The sequence below is a fragment of the uncultured Winogradskyella sp. genome (assembly GCF_947496485.1).
Classification (GTDB): domain Bacteria; phylum Bacteroidota; class Bacteroidia; order Flavobacteriales; family Flavobacteriaceae; genus Winogradskyella.
The window spans coordinates 1,440,935-1,461,873 of the sequence record NZ_CANMCZ010000001.1; the positions used below are offsets into that span (position 1 = coordinate 1,440,935).

Sequence of the window (20,939 nt, forward strand, 5' to 3'; positions counted from 1 at the left end):
ATTATATTTTTAAGTTGACTTTTAATCCAACCTCTGTTATAAGCGGAGTGTTGAAAAAGTTAAGATTATGCCCAGAATTGGTATCGAAAAGTGATGCATATGGCGATGCTCCGCTGTATTTAGTTATAGTGAATAGGTTATTGGCATAGATGCCTATTTCAAACTTTCTAAAGAATGCGTTGTAGTTATTATCAGAAAAATCATAAGACAACTCAATTGTTCTAAGGTTAAGATAACTAGCATCTTCAATAGCGTCCTCAGCAACTCCACTAAAACCATAGCGTACAAACCGGTTATTTTCAATGCCATTGGCTGGATTATAAAAATCCACAGGAACGTCATTAGTAACTCCTTGTTCATTAACGCCATTAAACACAAAATCAGTAATACCTCTTTGGCTAGCAGATTGCTGTGATGTGCCAAAATAATTGAGAACATTTTGAGTGCCATTCCATACGTCACCACCTTTTTGGTAGTCTAATGTGAAAGAGAATTTTAGTTGTTTCCACTCTAATCGATTAGAAAATCCAAGTGTAAAATCGGGTATTGGATCACCAATGATTTGTTGTTCAGCATCCACAACAGGAAATCCGTTTGCATCAATAATAATATTATTATTAGTATCTCTTGCGTAAGCAGAACCAACAATTACTCCAGCGGGTTCATCAACAATGAGATTTTTAGAAACCGATTTAAAACCAGCAATTGGTATACGTTCTTGGTTACTGTAAAGCTGTTCTACTTTATTTTTATTAGTCATAAAGCTTAGCCTGCTTTCTAGCTTTAAATCATCAAACCATTTATTAACATCTAATTGAAGTTCTAAACCTTTATTAGATATGTCAGCTATATTTTGAAGTTGAAATACTCCATTTTCCAAAACAGGAAACACACTTCCTTTTGTTTTTGAACCAAAATAACTTGCTGATAAATCCCAATTTAATTCTAATAAACGAAAACCAATTAAGGCATTAAAAGTATAATCGTGTTTTTCTTCTAATGCAATATCTTCATTAATAAATAAGTCTATATTACTGGTATAAGTAAAACTTTCTGATGGCAATAATTCTAAACTATTATGACTCTGATTATTATAAAACAAAAGCATTTCGTTAACATCAAAAGCACTACGAGCGCTAAGCGTAATGTCATTAAAATCATAGATGTCGATAAAATCTGTTAAATCTATTTTTAAGACAGATGTTGGTAAAAGCAATTTGTTTTTTTGAATTGAAGATATGTGGCTGTTATTACTAAAGATGATTTCAGTATTACGAGAACGAGATATTCTAATAAGCTGATTAAGCCTTAGTACATTTCTATATATTTTATTTTCAACAATGGACGTATTGCTTGGATTTGATAATGTAAATGGATTGAACTCTTCAGACTCTCTAAATTGATAATCTAAATTTTCGTTTCTAAGTTTTGCAACTGAACGTAAGTCAATAGAAAAGTCGCCTAAATGTTTTTTGTAGTTTAAGTTTAGTGATACATTAAAATTCTTACGTTTTATGGTTTTGTTACTTAGATAACCTTCTTCATACCCAATCGTATTTGCAACTAACCCAAAATTTTGCTCGTTTGTTGTGGTTTTATAATTTAACTGACTTTCAAGACTTAAATCATCAATAATTTTAAATTCATTTTCTAGGCTAAAAACAAATAAATCATTGGCATCATAGTTTTTATTGTTGTTCAGTAACCACTCTGGATTATTATAATTTGTTGGACTAAAACTACGCTGATTATTATCTAGTAAAACTGTTCCTTGACTATTCTCAAAAGAAACAGGTGTTATCCAAGAATTTATAAGGAGGTTGTTAGTAAACGCATTAATATTGGGTTGGTTATTTATCCATTTACTGAGTTTAACGAAGGATTTCCAGGTAAGTTTACGGTCGTAATGACGCTTATTATCAAAGCTTAGAACAATATTATCTCTTTTACTGTGCTTAAGGCCAAAAGCATCTTCAGTATTTTTATTACTAAAATCGATACCAGCAGTCCAACGGTCTGTGTCAACATTAAAATAGATATTGGTGAACCTGTTAATAGCTGTATTTAAAATAGTGTTATTATACGTATTTGCTAAGTCACCATTGCCACTTCCTAGAGGAACTAATCTTCCATTAGAATCAAAATTGTAATTACTTCCATCATATTCTAAAGTATTTAGATTTGGTCCATACGAAAAGCTATTTCCTGTTTCAGGTCCTAGAAAATAAAGTGCTCCATTTTCTGCAGCACCTTGACTAAAAGACGATTGTAATTTTGGTAAATTTCTATCTTTTACAAATCGAAAACTTAAGTTAGACTTAACACCGACTTGAAAATAAATATCAGGATTAAAATAAGTAAGATCGACGTTTTCTGAATTAATAGTTATCGCTTTTATACGCGAAAAAGCATTATAACCTTTTTTGTTATAAGTATGTTTCGAATCTTCAATGGTTAGCGTTTTGAAGCTTTGTTTTTTAATCGATTTTAAGGCGTTATTGTAGGCATCACTTTCAATGGGTTTTACAGGAATGCGTTCAACATAATTTTGCTGCGCTACTCCAAACATATCTGCTGTGACTCTTATTTCTTTAGAGGTCATGCCAACATAGCTGATTACAATTATATCACCTACATTACATTTAATATTGTATTTACCATCAAAATCAGTTTGTACTCCATTAGAGGTTCCTTTAATGACGATAGAAGCTCCCGGTAATGGTAATCCATCATCATCAGTAGTGAGCGTTCCTGTTACGACACCTTCTTGTGCCAGACCTAACAAGGGAAATAACATTAATAATAAGATTAGTTTAAGCGATATTTTATACATGAGTACAAGTGTTGGTTGACTCAAATATATATACGATATCTAGGGCTTAAAACCGATAATGAGTGAAACGGTCAGATGAGTGAGTGAAGTGGTTAAAATTAAAAACCTTACCAGAAATAGTAAGGCTTAATCTAATATATCTAAAAGCAAAACGCTCTAATAATCTAATATTGACTCCCATCATGCTTTCCAACCTCATAACCATGCTTTCCTAAATATTTGTTTCCACTTTCAACAGCCCCTTCTTCAATGCTAGTTCCCATAGAATCATTCCAACGGTTAAGGTATCCAAATAGAGAAATTACGCCTAGCATTTCTACTATCTCACCTTCATCCCAATGTTCATATAAACGCTTTTTAATATCTGCATTAACAGCATTTGGTACGAGCGAAGCTGCCAAGCTAAAATCTAATGCAGCACGTTCTGCCGCAGAAAAGGCTGGATGTGTTCTATATTCCCAAATGTTATCTAATTGCTCTTGCTCGGCGCCATAACGTTCGGCAGCTCTAATAGCATGTGCTTGGCAATAACGACAACCTGTTGAGTTACTACTCACCCAAGCAATCATACGTTTTAACGCTGAGGTTACCCTGCCTTCATTTGCCATTACGGCTTTATTTAAGTTTATAAACGCCTTACTTATAGCTGGTCTGCGTTGCATGGTTAAGACTGAATTAGGACAAAATCCAAGAGTTTCATTGAAGAATTCTGCTAATTCTTTGGTTTCTAAATCATGTTCTGCAGATAACGGAGTTACTAATGCCATATTTGTTTTTTTTAAGTCGTATTTTTGATTGTACAAGATAGGAGTTCTATTATTTAAACTAAAAAAATATGTCACATAAAATCACAACACATTGGAAGGGTGGATTAACTTTTGAATCGGACAACCCAAGTGGTAAGTCCGTAGTTATGGATACTGATATTGAAGGTCAAGATGAGCGTTTCGGTCTGTCGCCTAAAGCCATGATGTTATCTTCTTTAGCTGGTTGTTCTGCCTTAGATGTTATTTCTATTTTAGATAAAATGAAAGAAGATATTGACGATTTTAAAATTGAAGTTTCAGGTGAACTCACCGAAGAACATCCTAAATATTACCACTCTGTTATTGTTGATTATCACTTTTATGGATCAGATTTAAATAAAAAGAAGTGTGAAAAAGCAGTAGATCTTTCAGTTGAAAAATACTGCGGTGTGATGGAAATGTTTCGACAGTTTGCAGATGTAAAAACCAATATTATTTATCACATAGGAACCAAGCGTAATATTTAATTTTTAAGAATATCTATGCGCTGGACACTTAAACCAAAACCAGAACCCTCGAAAGTTGAAGAGTTAAAAAAAGAACTTCAAGTTGATGAGATTGTTGCAACTTTACTTTTGCAACGCGGTATCGATACTTATGAAGCTGCTAAAACGTTTTTTAGACCCAGTTTTGAAGATCTACACGATCCATTCTTAATGAAAGATATGGATAAAGCTGTTGCTCGAATAGAAAGAGCAATTGCCGAAGGTGAAAATATTTTGGTTTATGGAGATTATGATGTGGATGGCACAACGGCCGTAGCATTAATGTCGTCTTACTTAAAAACCCGAATTGATTCTATTTCAACATACATTCCAGATCGTTATGATGAAGGCTATGGTGTTTCCTATAAAGGAATTGATTTTGCAGATGACAATGATTTTTCATTAATTATCGCTTTAGATTGTGGTGTTAAGGCTATTGATAAAGTGGTATATGCTAATAAAAAAGGCATCGATTTTATAATTTGTGATCATCACAGACCAGCAGAAAAACTTCCAGAAGCTATTGCTGTTTTAGATCCAAAAAGAGACGATTGTGACTACCCTTTTAAAGAATTATGCGGTTGCGGTGTGGGCTTTAAATTAATTACTGCATTAGCTCAAAACCAAGGGCAGTCTGTTGAAGATTTAGTAGAATATCTCGATTTAGTAGCCACTGCAATTGGAGCAGACATCGTTCCTATTGTAGATGAAAATAGAGCATTGGCATATATTGGTTTACATGTAATTAATACTAATCCAAGACCTGGAATGAAAGCGATTATCGCTGAAGTAAAAAAAGAAAAATTAACCATTACTGATGTCGTTTTTATTATTGCACCAAGAATTAATGCAGCTGGAAGAATGAAACATGGTAATCACGCCGTGACTTTACTTACTGAAACGGATTTTAATTTGGCGGCTGAGTATGCTGTAGATATTGATCAATTTAATACTGATCGTCGCGAAACTGATAAGCGAATTACCAAAGAAGCCTTAATTCAAATAAGAGAAAACAAAGAACAAGAGGGTTTTACAACTGTGGTTTACCATGAAGATTGGCACAAAGGTGTTATTGGAATTGTAGCTTCTAGATTAATTGAAACCTATTACAGACCAACTTTAGTGTTTACAAAAAGTGGAGATAAATTGGCGGCTTCTGCACGTTCCGTAAAAGGGTTTGATGTGTATAATGCGTTAGAGGCATGTAGCGAATTTATTGAACAATTTGGCGGTCACAAATATGCTGCTGGATTAACCTTACTTCCAGAAAACTATAACGCTTTTAAAGCAAAGTTTGAAAGCGTCGTTAAAGACACCATCGACCCAAAGCTGTTGACACCAGAATTAAAAGTTGATTTAGAAATAGATTTAGGTCATATTAATGATAAATTAATGCGAATTCTCAAACAATTTGCTCCTTTTGGCCCAGGTAATATGTCTCCAACTTTTATGACTCAAGGTATAAAAGACACTGGTTGGGGAAAATGTGTTGGAGAAGATGATAAGCATTTACGATTTACAGCCACCCAATCATTTAACGATAAAATAGTCTGTATTGGTTTTGGATTAGGTGATAAAATAGATATCATTAAAAATAGAAAGCCATTTAGCGCAGCCTATTCTATTGATGAAAATCAATGGAATGGCAATGTTAGTTTGCAGTTGAAACTTAAAGATATTAAACCCTAACTATTGGTAAAAAACGATCCATACGCAGCACTTAGAATAAAAGAGTTCAATATTTTTTTATTATTACGATTTGCTTTGGTTTTAGGCTGGTCTATGCAATTTGTAGTTATAGAGTGGCAAGTATATGCTTTGACCAAAGACCCCTTATCACTAGGAATTATAGGTCTTTGTGAATTTTTACCAGCATTTTTTCTAGCACCTTTTGCAGGCCACATAGTAGATAAAAAAGAAAAGCGAAACCTATTTACACTATGTATTGCACTATTTTCTTTAATAAGCTTTGGATTGTTTTGGTTGACTTCAGAAACAATAGAATCCTCATGGGAAACAACCACTATCTTATACGGAATTTATGGATTAGTATTTTTTGGAGGTGTATTGAGAGCGTTTTTTGGCCCAACTATTTTCTCGCTCATCGCATTACTTGTACCTAAGAAAATATATCCTAATGCGGCAACATGGAGCAGTAGTACATGGAAAGGGGCTAATGTTTTCGGAGCATTATGTGGTGGGTTTTTAATTGCTTGGATAGGAGTGCATTATACGCTTGGAATCATATTTTTGTTGGTAATGCTAGCTTTGGTATTGGTTTTTCAGATTGCAAAAAAGCCAATTTTAAATAAAGGCTCTAATGAAACAGTAAAAGAAAGCCTTAAAGCAGGCCTTAGTTTTGTGTTTAACGATAAAGTTATTTTAGGAGCGCTAACCTTGGACATGATTGCTGTTTTATTTGGTGGTGCAGTTGCCATTTTCGCTGTATTTGCTAAAGATATTTTAGATGCAGGACCTAAAGGGTTTGGGCTTTTAAATGCTGCCTTATCTTCTGGAAGTATAATTACGATGTTAGCGACAACATATATCCCTATTACAAAAAGTACAGGAAAGAAATTACTCATTTCAGTTTTTGGATTTGGCTTTTGTATGATAATTTTTGGTGCTTCAAAATTGTTATGGTTGAGTGTTATTGCGTTGTTTTTTTCAGGTGTTTTTGATGGGATTTCTATGGTGGTACGACAAACTATTCTTCAATTAAAGACGCCAGACCACATGAGAGGTCGTGTAGGTGCTGTTAATTCTATGTTTGTTGGGTCTTCTAATGAACTAGGTGCTTTAGAGAGTGGTATAGCAGCAAGAATTTTTGGAGCACCATTGGCAGTAGTGCTTGGCGGTACAGTAACGCTAATCATTGTTGCTATTATAGGCGCAAAAAATAAGCCTTTACGTGAACTTGATTTGCAAGAAGATATTGAGGATCATTATAGTGAAGTAAGCACTTAGTATTTTTTAATCTGAAAAGTCTTACCATCAAAAACACCATAGGTGTAATATTGAATCCAGTCGCCTAAGTTGACGTATTTAGACGTTTCATTAAGCTGAATTTCTAAAGGCAAGTGTCTGTGACCAAATATAAAGAAGTCTCTATGTTTTTCTTGGAGTTTGCGTTTACTATAAACAGCTAACCATTCATTGTCGTCACCTAAAAACTTAGCATCGTCATCACCAGAAATCAATTTATTTTTAACCGAGAAATATTGTGCAATACGCATTCCAATATCTGGATGTCCCCATTTAAAGAGCCACTTAAAGAAAGGACTTATGAAAATCTTTTTCATACGTTTATAGCCTTTGTCACCAGGCCCTAAACCATCTCCATGTCCAATAAAAAAAGAAGTACTATTTAATGTAAATTCCCGAGGTTTATGATATACGGGAATACCGAGCTCTTCTTCAAAATACCCATTCATCCATAAATCGTGGTTACCAACAAAATAATGAATTGGAATACCTGAGTCACTTATTTCAGCTAGTTTACCAAGTGTTCTAGTAAAGCCTTTTGGTACCACAGTTTTGTATTCAAACCAAAAATCGAATAAATCACCAAGTAAAAAAATTGCAGCAGCATCTTCCTTGATTTCGTCTAACCAAGCAACGAATTTTTTTTCACGAGGACGAGACGCTTCCATAGTTGGTGCACCGAGATGATTATCTGAAGCGAAGTAGATTTTTTTTCCGTGTGGAATAGTTATGTGATGGCTTTTACTCATTATCAGAAGCGTACCATTCTGCAAAACTGGTAGCTGTTTCTTGTAGTTTTAAAGAATGTAGTTTAATATTTTCTGGTAAGCGTTGTTTAATTTTTTTAGCAAAGTCAATAACCATCATTTCACTAGTCGGCTGGTAATCTACCAATAGAACATTGTGACCTCTATCTTCTAGCTCTCTAGCCAATTCTACGTGAGGTGTGTTTTTGTTGAAAACAGTAGCATGGTCAAATACATTTACAATTTCTTCTTTAACGATTTTTTTTAAATCACTAAAGTCTATAACCATTCCATATTTTACATTGGTGTTATCAGAAATTGGCACACCGATTACAGTGACATCCAATCGATAACTGTGACCATGTACATTTTTACATTTACCGTCATAACCATAAAGTGCGTGACCAGTTTCAAAAGAAAACTGTTTTGTAATGCGTATATTGCTCATTAGCGTCTTTTGTTTCGATTATAGAAATAGACAACAATAAGGACAATACCTAGGATAAGAAATAGTCCGTTTCCGCCTAAAAAATTAAGAATATCCATTCTATTCGTCTTTTATTCTGTTTTTATTATATCTGTAAATAGTATATGCTATAATCACTAAAATCAAAAACGGTAAAAGTGTGCCGATAAAAACACCTATCCCGTAATTGCTGTCTGGAGCATCTTTTAGCTTTTCATCAATATTTATTTCTTGAAATATGGAAATAAGAAAATTCACTTTTACATTTAATTTAGGCCAAATTTAAGGGTTTTGAGCAAGTGTTTTAAATGTTTTACGGAATTTTATAATTAATGGCAATCCACGAGCAATAATCCAAAGCGTAAAAGCTATAAAAACACCGTAAAGCTTATAGCCTAAAGTGTCTGTAATAAAAATAACAGGGATGAAGACCAAAAGTGTTGAAAACAATAGGACATCTCTCAGATATTTCATTCTCCCAAGACCTTTAAAAACACCATCAAATATAAAAGCTAATGCACATAAAGGTTGCATAGCAAGGATAATCCAAAAAACCTTATAAAATTCTTTTAAAACGTTTTCATCATTGCTAAATAGATTTCCAATTGAATAATAAAAAAGAGTACCAATTAAACCGATTAAAATTCCTATTGCAATGCCATATTTAATAAGTTTATTACTCAAGTTAATAAGGCTTTTGTAATCTTTGGATCCTAATAACTTACCAGATAAGATATTACCAGCACTTGCATAGCCGTCTATTAAAAATGCACCTAAAAACCAAAGATTGATAGCTATAGTATATGCCGCAATGTATGTTGTGCCATACTTGGTAGCAAAGCTTGTCCCAAAATATAAAGCTACATTTAGAGCAATGGTTCTAACAAATAAATTGAGAATCATTATAGCAAAACGTTTTATTTCTGGATTAAATGGAAATCTGACTAAAAGCGGAATTTCTGTTTTTTTAAGAATATAGTATACCGAAAGTAAAGCCATTATAACTTGTGCTATAACGCTAGCGTAAGCAGCACCTTTAATATGCATAGCTGGGATTAAATCATTTATACCATAAACAAAAACGACATCTAAAACAATGTTTACTAGAGCTCCAGCAATAGCAATTAGCATAGGATAATATGTGTTTTGTAAACCTCTAAATGTTCCAAAAACAGCAATTGTGAAAAGAGTAAACGGGAAACCAAAAACACGTATTTGATAATAATCTATACTGTAATTTAAAATTAAATCTGATGCGTTGTAGAGCTTAAAAATTTGAGATGCAAAAGGGTATGTGAAGGCTATAATTAAAACACTTAAAGAGGTAATTAAAAATATGGCTTGAGCTGGTAAATTTTTTACTGCATTTATGTTACCAGCTCCCAAATATTGAGAAACAATAGATGAAATTGCACTTCGAGTTTGTCCTAAAACCCAGATTAGCATAGACATAAAGGTAGTTACTATACCAACTGCAGCTAAAGATTCTGTGGCATTATAATCCATATTGCCAATAATAGCAGCATCTGTTAAAGATAATATAGGTTCAGATACACCAGAAATTAATGCTGGTATGGCAAGTTTGTTGATTTGTTTTAATGTAATAGCTGTACTCAAAGGACTAATTCATAACAATGAAAAGGAAATTCACTTTGTTTAGGAAAATAAATATCTCCTAAGCGTTTATAGCTGCGAAGTTCGTAAAACTTTTGATTTCTTTTGTTTTGAGAAAACGTATCTAATCGAATAGAACTATAGCTGTTTTCTATAGCTAATTGCTCTGCAAAATTCATTAATTGTTGAGCATAACCAAAACCTTGATGTTTTGGGTGGATAGCCAAACGATGAATGTAGATGTTATTCTTATTTGGTGTCAACCATTTAATAGGGATATATTCTTCATCCATAAAAGTTGAAATAACTATACAGCCTACGATTTGAGACTCTAATTCTAGCACATAAAGTTCATCGCGCTTTATATCGTTTTCAAATGCACTTGCCTTTGGATAATGCTCATTCCATTGATAAATACCTTTGGCTCTCATAGCTTTAGCACAAGCCTTGGTCATAATTAATATAGGTTCGATATCTGATAGTGTAGCTTTCCGAATCATTTATAATGTTTACTTTTGCATCAAATTTAGTTTATATGAAAACAATACTAGTTCCTGTTGGTTCTTCTAAAAATGCAAAATCGCATTTACAATATGCTGTAGACTTTGCAAAAGCATTTGGTGCTAAGTTATATGTTGTTCAAATATATAATGTTTACACTAAAGCTGGCACTATGATAAAAGTAGATCATATAATTGAAAGAGAATCTAGGGCCTTTTTAGACGAGCATATTGCTTCAGTAGATACTAAAGGTGTTGAGGTTATAACAAAAACTTTTAAGGGAAAATTAATAGATACCATAGAGAAGGTTTGTGATGCACTAGAGGTCGATTTAATCATTCTAGAACCTCGTACTAACTCTGTTAAAGACGAGGTTTATTTAGGGCAAACTTCAGGCAAAATTGTAAAGCAAACTCAAATTCCTGCACTTGTGGTGCCAGAAGGTTATGTCTATAAGCCAATTGGAAAAATATTGCTAGCAATTAAATCTGCAATTGTAAAAAAGGAGAGAGTTTTATATCCACTGTCTGCGATTAAAAATCAATTTAAGGCTGTTGTAAATCTACTTTTGGTAAAAACGGCATATCATGTAGAAGAAGATTTTGAGCTCAATGAAGAATTGAAGTCAATAGTAAGTGAGACTGTTATTGCTGAAAAACCAACAACCTTTCAAGCAGTTTTAGAACACTATAAATCTAACAACCCTGATTTGCTATGTGTAGTAAGACGAAAGCGTGGATTTTTTAAGAAGCTCTGGGAGAATAATGTCATCTTAAAGAAAGATTTTCATAGCACTCAAATACCTGTTCTCATTTTAAGTGGGTTGAAATAATTTGGGGATGTAGCTCAGTTGGCTAGAGCGCTTGACTGGCAGTCAAGAGGTCGTGGGTTCGAATCCCATCTTCTCCACTTTTTATTTTACAATAAAATTTGAAATTAATTCAACTACTTTTTTTAACTCTTGAGATAAAATATCAGTAGACCAAGGGTGCTTGGTGTTAAACACATGATTTGCGCCTTCAATAATTTCGAGTTGACTATCAGGATACCATTTATGTAATTCTTCAGCTTCACTTAAAGATACTGAGGTGTCGTTATCACCATGAATAATCAGTGTGGGAATATTTAATCGTTTTATAGCAGACTCAATGTGTAGTCTTTTTTCATTGGCTTTAAAATCCTCGAAGAATTGATAATAGTGAGGCATTTGCTGTTTTGTTCTCCCATTAAGCACGTATTTTACTCCTTTTTCTTTCCATTCTTTTAAATCACCAATTGTAGCTGTTCGTTTTCCAAAATCACAAACACTAGCAAGAGTAACAAGTTTATTTATCCTATTGTCTTCAGAGGCTTTCAAAATTGCTATGCCACCACCACGACTGTGACCAATTAAATCAATCTCATTAACATCTACATATAAATTGTCTTTAAATTGGTTTTGAATCCAATCTATCACATCATTAAGATCATCAAGTTCTTTAGAATAGTTATTATTACCAAAAGCTTCTAAATCTGGAAAATCAATGGGATTTTCTATGGTGGCTCCATTATGCGAAAAGTTGAATTTAATAAAACAACAATCAGCTTTGGCTATTTTTTCAGCCATCAAATTCCAAGCACCCCAATCTTTAAACCCCTTATAACCATGACAAAAAATTACTATGGGCTGATTGGCTTTATCTTTAGAGTAAAAGGTGTCAATAAGAATAGGTTTTTTGTCTGTTCGCTCTAATATGATGTTTCTGTCAATTTGCATTAATCGAGTTCTTTTTCAATAAAGTTAATATCTGGGTTAAAGATTTCTAAAATGAGTTTTTTAAGTTCTATTTCAAAATTATTAAGTGTTTCTTCAGTTATTGTTTGGTCTTTTGTTCTGCTGTAAAATGATTCTTTTTTTCCGAATTTTAAAAAGCCAGCATTGAGGTTTTTAAAAGAAATAATACCAGCTTCAATTGGTAGCTCAATTCGATTTTTTTGGTGCATCATATAAGCGTAGCATAAAATTTGAAACGACTTGCTATATTTCTTGTAGTCTGAGGTTAAGTCTTCCCAATTTACAATTTCAACTTTATTTTGCTCAACCTTTCCAGACTTGTAGTCAATAACTCGAGTTACCCCATTAAAAGTATCTATTCTATCAATTTTTCCATTTAATTTGACAGGAAAATCTAAGCCCTCTACTTTAATTTCAATAGTTTCTTCCGCTTCAATAGCTAGAATTTTTATTTTATTACCAGCTTTAAGATTTTTAATTTCAGAATTTAAAAAATTGAAAATATAACGTTGTGCAATTTCAAAAATGATGAGGTTTTTCCCCATGGTGAAATCACCATCTTTATATAAGTCTTTAAAATGTTTGGCAATTGTTTTTTCGATTTGATTTTTAAAGGTATCTAAATTTTCTACTGTTAAAAATTCATTTTCCAATGGTTTATAAAAGTCCTCCAAGGTATTATGAATCACAGAACCCAAAGTATTTGCGGCTATATTTTCTTCAACATCTTCAAATTCTTTGATGCCAAGAATTTTTTCGTAATAAAAATCAATAGGGTTTCTGATATAATTGGTCAGAGATGAAGGTGAAAACCCTTTAGAAGAGAGCTCTTTTAGTTTTTCGGCAACAGACAATGTTTTAGAAATTTCCGTTAATTGTTTTTTTATTACAGGCAAATCAGGGGAAACTATTATATTTTTTATCTGATGAATTCCCTCAACCTCTAGCTGTGTAATAAATCTACTTTTTTCACCTCCTTTCAAAGCATCAATCTCAGTATTATAAAGAATATATACATTTTTGGCCCTCTGCAAAAGCCTGTAGAAGTGATAGGTGTAAACAGCGTCTTTTTCTCTGAAGGTTGGCATGTTGTTTTCAACTTTCACATCGAAAGGAATAAAAGAATTATTTGTTTTACCAGAAGGTAATATGCCTTCATTAACTGAGCTAATGATAATAGTTTCAAAATCTAGAACACGAGATTCTAACATCCCCATTATTTGAAGACCCTCTAAAGGTTCACCCTTAAAATCTAATGTTTCTGAGCTTAAAAGCTCTTTATAGACAGAGTATAAGGCTACAATACTATTAAGGTGTTTATAGTTGTCATTTAATTCTAAAAGTTGGTTGAATAAGATATTAAAGCGGTATAAATATTCTAATTCTAGGCTGTTAGTTTTTTTGTTAATATCATAATGAGCCTTCATCTTAAAAATAAGACGAGAACAATTTCTTAAAGCCATTTTAGGATTGTTTTCCCAAGATTTAAATATTAAATCGATAAGCTCAGCATGTGAACCTAATCGCTTTTTTAATTGATCAACAGAAATATAAACAAGGTTATTCTTTTGAATATAAGCTACTAGTCCAACCGATTTACCTTCAAAAAGTGAATAAATCGATGGATGGGAAAGAAGACTTATGACATCTTTATAGTAAAAGTTATTTGGAATATTTTTGTGTACAGCAAATAAGTGCTCAAAAAAAGAAGATAATGGTACAAACTGCAATGGCAAACCCATGGTAACATTAAGTTTCTCTATAGTTTTGGGGATAGAATTTAATACAGGTATCAAAAGATTTTCTTCTCCTAATACTACAGCTACACTTGAAAGATTTTTATTGGTTTGACTTATGTCTTCTAATAGTTTTCCAATATATTTTGCTTGCCCAATAAGCTTGGGTATTCCAACAACATGAATATTCTTTTCCTCATTGTAATGAGATGAGACCCAATTAAAGGGTTGTTTTTTAAAGTAGTTCCATGAGTTTCTGTGCATTCTTGTAAATAATCCAGCATCATGTATTGGATCATCTATGAATGTTTCGTCTATATCCCAATATATATGTGCTAAATCACTTTGAAGCAAACCTTGTATAATTTGTGATTCTGATTCGTTTAAGGCATTAAAGCCTAAAAAAATATGCTTTTTACCATCATTATTTTCAATATATGCTTCTAGATTATCACATGCTTCTCTATAGACTAAACCTTGATACCCTTGTTTGTTTTGAAGTAGTTTTTCGGTAAAAACTTGATAATACTCTTTAAGATGTTTCCAAAACTTCAAGTGATTTTTTACTAAATTGGTCTGTTCGGTTTCTAAAGACCAATGATTGAGTTCTTTTATAGCATGTAGATAATCGAATATATGTTCTTGTGATATAAGATAGCGATCAATTTCATTAAAGTCTTGTAATAGAATTTGTGCCCACTTAGAGAACGTGTCAAAAGGCTCTTGATCTTCTTTTTTAGTGAGTGAAATATAGGTTTCGTATAGTTTAAATAGTAAGTCTGTATTTTGTAAAGTTTGTAAACCAGAAAGTTCTTCAACAAATTCTTCAATACTTAGAATCTGGGGTGAAAAAATAGGTTGACTTAATAAAGTAGAAAGGTGATGTTTTAAAAATACACCTGCGCGCTTACTAGGAAGTACAAAATATAAATCTTTAAAATTTAGGTTTTTTTCTCTAAGATCTATTAATACAGTTTTTATAAAACCTTCCATTGTATAAAAATAAAAAACGCTCCGAATTTCGGAGCGTTTTTAAAATATATTTTAGAGATATAATTAGTTTTTCAACTTCACCTCTACACGTCTGTTTTCTTTTCTACCAGCTCTAGTTTTGTTATTGGCGATAGGATTGTCTTCACCATATCCAGAAGCTGTTAATCTATCTGCACTAATTCCATTAGCAATTAAATAATCTCTAACTGCATTAGCTCTTCTTTCAGATAAGGCTTGGTTACTAGACTTAGATCCTACACTATCAGTATAACCTTCGATAGCGAAATCTGCTCTTGGGTATTCTTTAAAGATAGCAGTCATTGCTTCTAATACTTGATTAGTTTCTTTTTTGAAAGATGCTTTACCAGTATCGAATAAAATAGTTCTTGCATAGCTATTTAAAGTTTCCATTACTTCTTCTGTAGGCTTAACTTCTGGACAACCATTATTTGCAGCTGTACCAGCTTCATTAGGACACTTATCATCTTTATCTAAAATACCATCACCGTCAGTATCTGGCCAAGGACACCCGTTGTTAGCTGCAGGACCTGATTCGTTAGGACAGTTATCATCACCATCAGCGATACCGTCACCATCAGCATCCGGACAACCCATTAACGCTTTAGAACCAGCAACAGCAGGACACTTATCATCTTTGTCAACTACTCCGTCACCATCAGCATCAGGACAACCATTAAATTCAGCTAAACCTGCAGTATTTGGACAATCATCTTTAGAATCTTGAATACCATCATTATCAGAATCTGGACAACCATTAAAGATTTCTAAACCAGCTTCTTCAGGGCAAGCATCGTCTTGGTCATAGATACCATCACCATCTGTGTCAGTACCACCAAACTTAAATGTTAAACCAAGTGTATGTTGAAAATGTTTTGGTAAATAATCTTCAAAAGAATGCTTATATGTAGAATTAAAATTCACACCTACTTTCTCACTAATCCAAAACTTAATTCCTAATGTTCCATTTAATGTACCAGCACCGATGTTGTCTAACCAAGAATAACCACCACCAACTCCTAAATATGGATCGATTGTGTTAGACTTAAGGACATCCATAAAGCTGTAAGAAACTCTACCGTCAAGCCCATAATAAGATAAATCATCTACTGAAGCATCACCAAATTTATCAATTCTGTTTAATGAACCTGTAGCGGTAAAAACAAAACCATCACTAAGGTATCTAGAAACTGAAATTGAAGAAAGCGAAGGCATAATATTCCAATGATCTCCAAAGTTGAAATATTCATTGAAGTAATCACCTTGAGGAGCATCTTCACCTACAGGGTAAGCATCAACTGCATTGGTTCCAATTTCGATAGCCCATGGATTGTTCTGATCTTGAGCATTGGAAGTGCTAAAGCTCATAAGAAGCACTGCTGCAAAAAATAATCTGCTAAGATTTTTCATATTCTTAATAATTTTAATTTTTAAGTGTTAAATTGTTGTCAAAAGTAAGTTGTTAAATATTATTAACAAAGACAAATATAAAAAAATATTGTGATATCGCCCTAAAATAGAGTGATTGAGTTAAATTTAGATTGATTTCAGATAACTTTCAATAGTTTACCGACTTTAATAAAAGCAGATATTGCTTTATCCAGCTGTTCTTTATTATGGGCAGCAGATAGTTGAACACGAATTCTAGCCTTGTCTTTTGGAACTACAGGATAGAAAAAACCAATAACGTAAACGTCTTCCTCTAATAGCATATTTGCCATAGTTTGCGAAAGTTTTGCATCATATAGCATTACTGGAACAATAGCAGAATCGCCATCAACAATATCAAAACCTGCTTCTTTCATTCCTTTTTTAAAATATTTTGTGTTCCAATCTACTTTGTCTCTTAATGAAGTGTTGTTTTTGAGCATATCAAAAACTTTGATAGAAGCTCCTACAATTGCTGGAGCTAAGGAATTAGAAAATAAATAAGGCCTAGAGCGTTGACGCAGAATTTCTATAATTTCTTTTTTCGCCGTAGTGTATCCACCCATTGCGCCACCCATTGCTTTCCCTAAAGTACCAGTAATAATATCGATTCTTCCTAATACACCTTTTTCTTCGAGAGTACCAATACCAGTTTCTCCGATAAAACCAGTAGCGTGGCATTCGTCAATCATTACCATTGCATTATATTTATCTGCTAAATCACATATTTTATCTAATGGAGCCACTAAGCCATCCATAGAAAATACACCATCTGTTACAATAATTTTAAAACGTGCTCCATTTTCGTTAGCGGCAATTAACTGCACCTCTAAATCTGCCATGTCATTGTTTTTGTAGCGATATCTAGCCGCTTTACAAAGTCTTACACCGTCAATAATTGAAGCATGATTTAAAGCATCCGAAATAATAGCATCTTCTGCCGTCAATAAAGGCTCAAAAACTCCTCCATTGGCATCAAAAGCTGCTGCATAAAGTATGGTGTCTTCTGTGCCATAGAAGTCAGCAATTTTTTGTTCAAGTTCTTTATGAATGTCTTGTGTGCCACAAATAAATCTTACAGATGACATACCAAACCCATGTGAATCTAAAGTATCTTTTGCAGCCTTTATAACTTCAGGATGTGATGATAACCCCAAATAATTGTTGGCGCAGAAGTTTAAAACTTTTTGCCCTGTATTTAGAGTTATTTCAGCACCTTGAGGTGATGTAATGATCCGTTCTTCCTTAAAAAGTCCAGCTTCTTTTATAGATTTAATTTCTTTTTGTAAATGAGTTTTTATATCTCCGTACATAGTTTTAAATTTTAATCAAAGATACTATGAAAAATTAGACCTTAATAACCTCAATTGTGTCATTTATATAAACTAGTATTTTGTTGGTAACCTTTAAATTCATCTGATTTAAGACAGCTTCATAATCCTTAAGTTGTGCATTGTGATAACTTTCAGAATCACCAGTTTTATAATCAAGAATTACAGCTTCATTTTTAGAATTGATGTTGATGCGATCGGGTCTCAATAACTGACCGGAACTGGTAATGATATCACGTTCATTATAAATAGTGAAACTGTCTTCAAAATATATATTTAGTTGTGGGTGTTCAATTACTTTTAAAACTAAATTTTTTAAGTCATCAATATTATCTTTGGTAATATCTCCAGAAACTAGCAAATCGTTAAAAGCAAAATCAAAATCTTGTCTAGTTCTAATTTTAGACAACACCAAGTGTACTAAATTTCCTCGTTCTATGGCGATTTCTTGCTGCGTGTCCCAAAGTAATCCTGCTTTAGTAATAATACTGAGATTATGATCTTCTTTTGGCACCGAAATTAAATTTAGAGGTTCTAAATATTCTTCTGCTTTTAAAATATGCTTATAAGTTTTTTGTACACCAAAACTATATCTTAATTGATTGTCTAACCATTTACCTTGTTGTTGCAAGAAAGAAATTAAAAGACCAGCATATGTTTTTTCATTTACCAACCCTTTGTTACTAATATCTTTTTTTGAAATTACATATAATTGATCTATAGCTCTAGTTAAAACTACATAAAGTAAATTGATATTGTCCAACTCTAGTTTGGACTGATGTTTCTGATATAAGTCACTGCCTACATCTCCAAAGTGTTCAATATCCTTACCATAATTAAGAAGCAAAGTATCAAAACCGCTGAAGTCTTCTTTTTTTACTGGAAACCAAATTTTGGGTTCCAGTTCTTTATAAATATTAAGGTCGGCGAATGGAAATATTACTACAGGAAACTCCAAGCCTTTGGCCTTATGGATGGTCATAATTTTAACAGCATTAGTATGACTTGGAGAAACAACACTTAGTTTATCTTTTTTCTTTCCGAAATAATCAATAAAGGCACCTAAATCTGAATTTTGTTTTTGTGTGAATTCTAAAACTACATCCATATAAAACTGAAGGTAGGCATCAGAATTTTTATTTAGATTAAAAACCCTAATGATTTGTTCTAAAAGTTCATATAGCGGTAGTTGAAGGAGCTCATCTTTGTTTATAAAAATGTTCAAAGGCTTTAATCCATCAAACATATCGTCTATATTTTTCTTTAGATATGAACTAAAAAAATGATGCTTGTCTTCAATTTGGTGTTGTTCGGCAATAAATGAAAGAAACTTAACTTTGAGACTATCGTTATTCGGTTGAAGCAGTAGTTTTAAGAAAGAATCAATAAAAATGATTTTTTTAGAATTTTTGAGTAGAAGTGTTTCAGACGAGGTTATATTAACACCATTTTCATTTAGGTGATTTGCAACAGCGACTCCTTCTTTTCGCTTTCTTACTAAAACACAAATATCATCTAAAGAAAAACCGTCCCTCAAGCACTGATTTATAGTTTCTAATACTTTTGAAACATATAATTCAGCAGAATCTTCGTCTTTTTTAATATCTAAGAAATTAAGGTCTACATAACCATCAGATTCGCTATAAGTTTTTTGTTTTGCTTTTCCAAAGAGTTCTGCATAGTTTGAATCATTAAAATGTTGTTCGCTCAAAAATTCAAAAAACGAATTATTAAATAAGATGATTTCTTTAGCACTTCTGTAATTAGTTTCTAAAGAAAGCACATCCGCCTCAATCTGAAATGGATTTTCGGTTTTATTATAGAGATGTATAAATTGCTCTGCTTCACCACCTCTCCATCTATAAATGGCTTGTTTGGCATCACCAACCAGCATTGTTGAGCCATTGGTAGCTGAGAGAGCACTATCTAGTAAAGGCACTAAGTTCTCCCATTGCATTTTTGAAGTATCCTGAAACTCATCAATAAAATAATGTTTAAATTTTTCACCCAATCGTTCATAAATAAAAGGGGTAGGTTGATCTTTTATTTCATTGCTAATAATTTTATTAAATTCTGAAATAAGCATTTTATTTTGCTCTTCTTTTAGACTATTTAATTCGTTCTGAATTGCGTTTAAAACTGAAAGTGGAGTGATATTTTTATAGGCGGATTTTAAGAATTTAATCTTAAAAACAAAATCTTGTGAGGTATTAAAAGCCGTAATAATTTCTGGTTGAAGAGCATCTAAAATCTGTTTTATTTCATCAGTTGTTGAGGTTTGAGGATATAGAGGCTTATTTTCTAAGTTTATTATCCAAGCAGCGCTAAAATTAATATCGAGATTAAGCTGCTGCAGTTTTAAAAAATAATTGGGCAGATAGGCGTTTTTACCACCAGAAAAATCGCTGTTTTCCAAACCAGCTTCTTCAATTAATTTTAAGGTAGAACTTGCTAAAGACTTTATGGCTTGTTCGGTCTCTGAAATCTGTTTTAATAATTGTTCTTTTAAAGTATTAAAATCTTGAAGAGTCTTGCCTTTTAATTTTTCAATTTCCTTGAGATCATTTTCATTAACCAAGAGTTTTGAAATTTTATTGAAGTCGTAACTAATATCCCAACTTTTGTCATCATCTGCTTTTTCTATAGCAAAATCTACTAAAATTTTGGTTAGCGTTTTATCACTTCCCGCTTTTGCTATAAGACTGTCTACAGCTTCATTTAATAGACGTTCCTGGTCAAGTTCAACTTCAAAATTTACAGGTAGTTTTAGATCGTGAGCAAAGGTTCTTATTACTCTGTGAGTAAAGCCATCAATAGTAGAAATATCGAAAGCACCATAGTTATGAATTATGTGCTTAAGAATATGTTTTGATTTACTATAAAGAATTTCGGGTTGAATCGATAATTCTTCACATATCGCTTCAAACATAGGGTGTGGATTGGCTAAATTTTGTTCATCCGAAAAAGACTTTAGCATCTCCAATATACGCTCTTTCATTTCACCAACTGCTTTGTTGGTAAAAGTTATTGCTAAAATGTATTTAAACTGGTCATAGTTTTTAGACCTAATCAGAATTTTTAGATATTCTTTTGCTAATGTGAATGTTTTTCCACTACCTGCGGAAGCATTATATATTTTATAGTCTGAGTTTTGCAAAAGATAAATTTTATACCAAAATAGGGAATCTTAATAATTTATTAAGTAAATCTTGTTTTCAAAATT

At 32.6% G+C, this 20,939-nt stretch carries 16 protein-coding genes and 1 tRNA gene; 5 read left to right on the plus strand and 12 right to left on the minus strand.

Annotated elements, in window-relative coordinates; translation table 11 throughout:
- Position 1: 1 nt before the first annotated feature.
- The gene (locus tag Q0822_RS06145) at positions 2-2,797 is read right to left on the minus strand and encodes a carboxypeptidase-like regulatory domain-containing protein (RefSeq protein ID WP_299121503.1); all 2,796 of its coding nucleotides are present in this window, start codon (positions 2,795-2,797) and stop codon (positions 2-4) included.
- 200 nt (positions 2,798-2,997) lie between these two features.
- Positions 2,998-3,600 carry a carboxymuconolactone decarboxylase family protein gene (locus Q0822_RS06150; protein WP_299121506.1) on the minus strand — a complete coding sequence of 201 codons (603 nt, stop codon included), beginning with the start codon at positions 3,598-3,600 and terminating at the stop codon, positions 2,998-3,000.
- A 68-nt stretch (positions 3,601-3,668) separates the two neighbouring features.
- Here Q0822_RS06150 and Q0822_RS06155 point away from each other — a divergent pair, with 68 nt between their 5' ends.
- Genes Q0822_RS06155 through Q0822_RS06165 form a run of 3 tightly spaced genes read left to right on the plus strand, consistent with a single transcriptional unit; the run spans position 3,669 to position 7,091 of the window.
- Entirely contained in the window at positions 3,669-4,106 is a 438-nt protein-coding gene (locus Q0822_RS06155; protein WP_299121508.1) for an OsmC family protein, read from the plus strand.
- 15 nt (positions 4,107-4,121) lie between these two features.
- A complete protein-coding gene (gene recJ / locus Q0822_RS06160; protein ID WP_299121510.1) occupies positions 4,122-5,813 on the plus strand; it encodes a single-stranded-DNA-specific exonuclease RecJ in 1,692 nt (563 codons plus the stop codon).
- A gap of 3 nt (positions 5,814-5,816) precedes the next feature.
- On the plus strand, positions 5,817-7,091 hold the full coding sequence (locus Q0822_RS06165) for an MFS transporter (RefSeq protein WP_299121513.1): 1,275 nt from the start codon (positions 5,817-5,819) through the stop codon (positions 7,089-7,091).
- Here Q0822_RS06165 and Q0822_RS06170 read toward each other — a convergent pair.
- From Q0822_RS06170 to Q0822_RS06190, 5 genes are all read right to left on the minus strand, one after another.
- The gene (locus Q0822_RS06170) at positions 7,088-7,858 is read right to left on the minus strand and encodes a UDP-2,3-diacylglucosamine diphosphatase (protein WP_299121516.1); all 771 of its coding nucleotides are present in this window, start codon (positions 7,856-7,858) and stop codon (positions 7,088-7,090) included. The two genes, Q0822_RS06165 and Q0822_RS06170, sit on opposite strands and share 4 nt — an antisense overlap.
- The gene (locus Q0822_RS06175; RefSeq protein ID WP_299121518.1) at positions 7,851-8,303 is read right to left on the minus strand and encodes a 6-carboxytetrahydropterin synthase; all 453 of its coding nucleotides are present in this window, start codon (positions 8,301-8,303) and stop codon (positions 7,851-7,853) included. Before Q0822_RS06175 ends, Q0822_RS06170 begins: the two co-directional genes overlap by 8 nt.
- A 99-nt stretch (positions 8,304-8,402) precedes the next feature.
- Entirely contained in the window at positions 8,403-8,579 is a 177-nt protein-coding gene (locus Q0822_RS06180; RefSeq protein ID WP_299121520.1) for a hypothetical protein, read from the minus strand.
- Positions 8,580-8,603: 24 nt separating this feature from the next.
- Complete coding sequence (locus Q0822_RS06185; RefSeq protein ID WP_299121523.1) at positions 8,604-9,938, minus strand: MATE family efflux transporter; 1,335 nt, start codon at positions 9,936-9,938, stop codon at positions 8,604-8,606.
- Positions 9,935-10,435 carry a GNAT family N-acetyltransferase gene (locus Q0822_RS06190; RefSeq protein WP_299121526.1) on the minus strand — a complete coding sequence of 167 codons (501 nt, stop codon included), beginning with the start codon at positions 10,433-10,435 and terminating at the stop codon, positions 9,935-9,937. Before Q0822_RS06190 ends, Q0822_RS06185 begins: the two co-directional genes overlap by 4 nt.
- A gap of 35 nt (positions 10,436-10,470) precedes the next feature.
- On the opposite strand from Q0822_RS06190, the gene Q0822_RS06195 reads away from it, so the two are divergent.
- Positions 10,471-11,268: a universal stress protein gene (locus Q0822_RS06195; RefSeq protein ID WP_299121529.1), complete on the plus strand. Its 798-nt coding sequence runs from the start codon at positions 10,471-10,473 to the stop codon at positions 11,266-11,268.
- A gap of 3 nt (positions 11,269-11,271) precedes the next feature.
- Positions 11,272-11,345, plus strand: a tRNA-Ala gene (locus Q0822_RS06200).
- A 4-nt stretch (positions 11,346-11,349) separates the two neighbouring features.
- Here Q0822_RS06200 and Q0822_RS06205 read toward each other — a convergent pair.
- From Q0822_RS06205 to Q0822_RS06225, 5 genes are all read right to left on the minus strand, one after another.
- Positions 11,350-12,192 (minus strand): alpha/beta fold hydrolase, encoded by an 843-nt coding sequence (locus Q0822_RS06205; protein WP_299121531.1) that lies wholly within the window; start codon positions 12,190-12,192, stop codon positions 11,350-11,352.
- The gene (locus tag Q0822_RS06210; RefSeq protein WP_299121533.1) at positions 12,192-14,939 is read right to left on the minus strand and encodes a PD-(D/E)XK nuclease family protein; all 2,748 of its coding nucleotides are present in this window, start codon (positions 14,937-14,939) and stop codon (positions 12,192-12,194) included. The genes Q0822_RS06205 and Q0822_RS06210 overlap by 1 nt, the downstream gene beginning before the upstream one ends.
- Before the next feature lie 63 nt (positions 14,940-15,002).
- Positions 15,003-16,367 (minus strand): OmpA family protein, encoded by a 1,365-nt coding sequence (locus Q0822_RS06215; protein WP_299121536.1) that lies wholly within the window; start codon positions 16,365-16,367, stop codon positions 15,003-15,005.
- Positions 16,368-16,504: 137 nt separating this feature from the next.
- Positions 16,505-17,698: a glycine C-acetyltransferase gene (kbl, locus tag Q0822_RS06220; RefSeq protein ID WP_299121539.1), complete on the minus strand. Its 1,194-nt coding sequence runs from the start codon at positions 17,696-17,698 to the stop codon at positions 16,505-16,507.
- Positions 17,699-17,732: 34 nt separating this feature from the next.
- Positions 17,733-20,873, minus strand: coding sequence for a UvrD-helicase domain-containing protein (locus Q0822_RS06225; RefSeq protein ID WP_299121542.1), 3,141 nt, complete (start codon positions 20,871-20,873; stop codon positions 17,733-17,735).
- Positions 20,874-20,939: the final 66 nt, after the last annotated feature.

Excerpts from the sequence above, each read along its gene's own strand:
- kbl (WP_299121539.1), bottom strand. The coding sequence starts at position 17,698 with ATGTACGGAGATATAAAAACTCATTTACAAAAAGAAATTAAATCTATA.
- Q0822_RS06145 (WP_299121503.1), bottom strand. The coding sequence starts at position 2,797 with ATGTTATTTCCCTTGTTAGGTCTGGCACAAGAAGGTGTCGTAACAGGA.
- Q0822_RS06155 (WP_299121508.1), top strand. The coding sequence starts at position 3,669 with ATGTCACATAAAATCACAACACATTGGAAGGGTGGATTAACTTTTGAA.
- Q0822_RS06190 (WP_299121526.1), bottom strand. The coding sequence starts at position 10,435 with ATGATTCGGAAAGCTACACTATCAGATATCGAACCTATATTAATTATG.
- Q0822_RS06150 (WP_299121506.1), bottom strand. The coding sequence starts at position 3,600 with ATGGCATTAGTAACTCCGTTATCTGCAGAACATGATTTAGAAACCAAA.
- Q0822_RS06210 (WP_299121533.1), bottom strand. The coding sequence starts at position 14,939 with ATGGAAGGTTTTATAAAAACTGTATTAATAGATCTTAGAGAAAAAAAC.
- Q0822_RS06175 (WP_299121518.1), bottom strand. The coding sequence starts at position 8,303 with ATGAGCAATATACGCATTACAAAACAGTTTTCTTTTGAAACTGGTCAC.
- Q0822_RS06195 (WP_299121529.1), top strand. The coding sequence starts at position 10,471 with ATGAAAACAATACTAGTTCCTGTTGGTTCTTCTAAAAATGCAAAATCG.
- Q0822_RS06170 (WP_299121516.1), bottom strand. The coding sequence starts at position 7,858 with ATGAGTAAAAGCCATCACATAACTATTCCACACGGAAAAAAAATCTAC.
- Q0822_RS06205 (WP_299121531.1), bottom strand. The coding sequence starts at position 12,192 with ATGCAAATTGACAGAAACATCATATTAGAGCGAACAGACAAAAAACCT.
- Q0822_RS06215 (WP_299121536.1), bottom strand. The coding sequence starts at position 16,367 with ATGAAAAATCTTAGCAGATTATTTTTTGCAGCAGTGCTTCTTATGAGC.
- recJ (WP_299121510.1), top strand. The coding sequence starts at position 4,122 with ATGCGCTGGACACTTAAACCAAAACCAGAACCCTCGAAAGTTGAAGAG.